Source organism: Moorena sp. SIO4G3 (genome assembly GCF_010692305.1).
In the GTDB taxonomy this organism is placed as follows: Bacteria; Cyanobacteriota; Cyanobacteriia; order Cyanobacteriales; family Coleofasciculaceae; genus Moorena; species Moorena producens_A.
In genome coordinates, this window is sequence record NZ_JAAHIG010000579.1 from 1 (window position 1) to 3,826 (window position 3,826).

The window sequence follows — 3,826 nt, forward strand, 5'->3', positions numbered from 1 at the left end:
TCTTGATGCAGTCGCTCATGGGGGAAACCACGGCAGTCGCTCATGGTTAGAAGTTACCGTAAGACAGGCTCGCCTTAATCAATAAGTTTTACCCCTTTTCTGCATAGCCGACCAACCATAAAGGCTCAACGTAATCAGGTTTCGTCTCCGGGGGGAACCCCCAAGACCGCGCTGCCTCCCCAAGACCGCGCTGCATCGCTCTCAGTGATGGCAGGTGATAGTCCATTGTCAAACTGCGCCAAACTAAAAGAGTTTTGACAAATCATGGCCTAGCCTTATCCGAGAAATCTACTTGATTGATAAAGCAGCTTAAGGTAGGCAAAAAAAATTATCGGGTTGATCTACCTTTGATAGCCGTTTTTTATCGGCTGTTCGGTGCATTTTCGTGATTAAACTCAGTTAGTCTAAGTAACTTGTGAATTGGGAAGGCAAATTGTGGCCTTTGTACACTATTAGACTCGGGCATCTAAAATGTTGAAACTATCAATTCTTGGTATCCGTGGTATTCCCGCCCAATATGGTGGATTTGAAACTTTCGCGGAACGGCTGTCAAAATATCTTGTATCTCAGGGATGGGAAGTTACAGTCTATTGTCAGGAAGAGCACAAAAATCAGATGTATGAAGAATACTGGAATGGTATTCGTCTGGTTCATATACCGGTGCCCTATGGCAACGCACTGGGGTCGATAATTTTTGATTGGAAATCTACATTACATGCCCTCAAGCAAAAGGGAATCGTGCTTACCCTTGGCTATAACACAGCTATCTTCAGTATTTGGTATCGCCTCAAAGGGATTACCAATTTTATGAATATGGATGGTCTGGAATGGAAACGCAGTAAATGGAGGCTTCCTGAAAAAATTTGGTTATATCTCAATGAATGGGCTGGGTGTTGGTTAGCTAACAGTTTAATTGCTGATCACCCAGCAATCAAGAGTCATTTATTGACCCGAAAAGTAGCTTCTGATAAAATCACTGTGATTCCTTATGGAACCGAGAAAGTTGTTGATGGCAACTCACAACTTTTAACCGCGTATAATCTGGTTCCGAAGGAGTATGCTTTGGTGATTGCCAGACCTGAACCAGAAAACTCGATTCTAGAGATTGTTTCTGGCTTTTCCAGGCGACCTCGGGGTCTTAAATTGGTGGTGCTTGGTCGCTATTTACCTGATCAGATCCCCTATCACAAACAAGTTTTAGAAGCAGCCAGTGATGAAGTGATCTTTCCTGGTGCTATCTATAATAAGTCAGTGGTTAATGCCTTAAGATTCCACGCACGACTCTATATTCATGGACATCAAGTTGGTGGCACTAATCCTTCTTTAGTAGAAGCCCTCAGCGCTGGTCAACCGGTTCTGGCAAACAATAATCGCTTCAATCGTTGGGTTGCAGGAACTGGTGCTCACTATTTCAAAAATGAAGCAGAATTGGAGGAGAAACTGGAGATACTGCTAAATGATGCTGATGAACTGCAAAAAATGAAACTAGCGAGCAAAAAGCGCTACTATGAGGAATTTGCTCAGGATAAGGATATTAAAGCCTACGAAAGGTTGTTCCTATCCAAAGCTAAGCAGCTGCGTAAACTAGCTTTGTTCAGTTCTCCAATCCCTGACATAAAGTGATAGCCTCCATAAGTTGGGCTATTTGCTGATCAGGGAAAAATTGGGGTTAGAGGGTAACGAGTAATGGGTAAAGGGTAATGTTAGAAACCTTTATCCATTACTTTATTTAGGGTTTGCTGAAAAAGTCTTTTGGTATTGGTAGGAGTCAGCGAGTGTGGAGTCAGGAGTTAGGAGAAATGGGAATTATATAGGAGGTAGTCGGAAGACTTGCCCCTTGATTTTTCTGCTCTTGTCTGCCCAAAAGGCTAAGTTATTGAGCTTTTTCGACCGAAAAGCTTGCACTTTTTTGGAGCCAAAAAGGCTAAAACCTTTATCTGTCAATGCTTTGAGAGTTAATCAGCAAGCCCTATTTATTGTGAGCGGTCAGCGGTCAGCAGTCAGCGGTCAGCGGTCAAAAGCAAGCATATGCGCGAAGCGCACGCTAGGCGAACAGCGGTCAGCGGTCAGCCGTCACCTTAAAATAAACCTCTTTAGAGAGAATTTAATAATTCAAGATTAATGAGAATTGAAAGTCTGGGTAAAAGCCCTTGGCCATTCCCGTAGCGTGGCCACGCTACTTTTATTCAAAAGCTGACAGCTGACAGCTAATAGCTGATAGCACCTCAAGTAGCGTGCGCGTAGCGCTAATCGCTGTTCGCTGATAGCTCAATACTTACAATCAACAAGCCTTTATTACCTCCTGCAAGGTGGTAGTGAAATTTGGATAGGAGATGGCAGCCGCTTCAGCACCGTGAATGGTAGTTGTACCTTGGGAATTGAGGGATGCGATCGCTAAACTCATGGCAATGCGGTGGTCAGTATGACTATCCACGTCTGTACCGGTTAAGGGAGTACCACCGATAATCTCTAAACCATCGGGCAATTCAGTGACCTGAGCTCCCATCTGGTTCAACTGGGATGCCATCACGGCTAAGCGATCGCTTTCCTTGACTCGCAGTTCTGCTGCATCCCGAATGATAGTAGTTCCTTGGGCAAAGACTGCTGCTACTGCTAGAATCGGCACTTCATCAATCAGGCGGGGAATCAAGTCACCGCCAATGGTGCATCCTTTTAAGTTACTGTGACGTACCCGCAAATCTGCCACCGGCTCCCCAGCCACTACTCGCTGATTTAACAGCTCAATATCAGCCCCCATCATGGATAGGGCTTCTAAAATACCTGTACGGGTAGGGTTGACACCGACATTTTCCACAATCAGTTCTGAACCCGGTACAATGGCTCCGGCTACTAACCAAAAGGCCGCTGAGCTAATATCACCAGGAACAATTACGGCTTGCCCTTGCAACTGAGCCGGTCCTGTGACGGTAACACTATTGGTTTTTGGGTCAGTAATAATTTGAGCGCCAAAGGCTTTGAGCATCCGTTCGCTGTGGTCACGGGAGAGGGCTGGTTCAGTGACAGTTGTTTGTCCTTCGGTCATTAAACCAGCCAGGAGAATACAGGATTTTACTTGAGCTGAGGCGATGGGAGAGTGGTAGTGAATTGGTTTAAGAACCGAGCCTTTAATGGCCAGGGGAGCGAGGGAAGCACCTTCACGCCCCCAGATGCTTGCTCCCATTTGTTGTAGGGGTTTCACCACACGGGACATCGGACGCGATCGCAAAGACTTGTCACCGGTTACAGTAAAAAATCGGTCAGCAGCAGAGGCGAGTAGTCCCAGCATCAGTCGTAGGGTAGTACCCGAGTTACCTGCATTTAAGACATCAACCGGTTCTTGCAGTTTCCCTAGTCCTATACCCTTAACAATCACTTGTTCAGTATTAAGTTCCGAGATATCTGCGCCCAAAGCACGAAAGCAGCTAGCAGTGCTTTGGGGGTCTTCTCCCAAAAGTAACCCTTTAATGGTAGTTTTTCCTGACGCGATCGCTCCCAACATTAAGGCTCGATGGGAAATCGATTTATCCCCTGGTATCCTTATAACTCCCTGCAAAGATAGACCAGATGTTGGGGGATTTATGGTTAACGTCTGTTGATTTTCGGTGGTAGTTAGGGTGACTAGATTGGCTGGCAAGGACATAGACTTAGGTGACATTACCGTGCTGAATGATCACCGATTTTATCAAAATTCTAGGTATTACTCTTAAGAAACACATTCGCCTGGTGAGGACTGGGGAACAAGATCAAAACCAAGAGTCTGAGCTTTTTTCTCAAGATAGGAGAGAGTGCGTTGACGATACTTTTGTTCGTAAGCATCAACACCAGG

At 45.5% G+C, this 3,826-nt stretch carries 3 protein-coding genes; 2 read left to right on the forward strand and 1 reads right to left on the reverse strand.

What is annotated here, in order from left to right:
* Window positions 1-471 precede the first annotated feature (471 nt).
* Together F6J99_RS43075 and F6J99_RS43080 are read left to right on the forward strand one after the other, a co-directional pair.
* On the forward strand, window positions 472-1,623 hold the full coding sequence (locus tag F6J99_RS43075; RefSeq protein WP_293123082.1) for a DUF1972 domain-containing protein: 1,152 nt from the start codon (window positions 472-474) through the stop codon (window positions 1,621-1,623).
* A gap of 229 nt (window positions 1,624-1,852) precedes the next feature.
* Window positions 1,853-2,122 carry a hypothetical protein gene (locus F6J99_RS43080; protein WP_293123085.1) on the forward strand — a complete coding sequence of 90 codons (270 nt, stop codon included), beginning with the start codon at window positions 1,853-1,855 and terminating at the stop codon, window positions 2,120-2,122.
* Window positions 2,123-2,281: 159 nt separating this feature from the next.
* On the opposite strand, the gene aroA is transcribed toward F6J99_RS43080, so the two are convergent.
* Complete coding sequence (gene aroA / locus F6J99_RS43085) at window positions 2,282-3,634, reverse strand: 3-phosphoshikimate 1-carboxyvinyltransferase (RefSeq protein WP_293123088.1); 1,353 nt, start codon at window positions 3,632-3,634, stop codon at window positions 2,282-2,284.
* Between the last annotated feature and the right edge of the window lie 192 nt (window positions 3,635-3,826).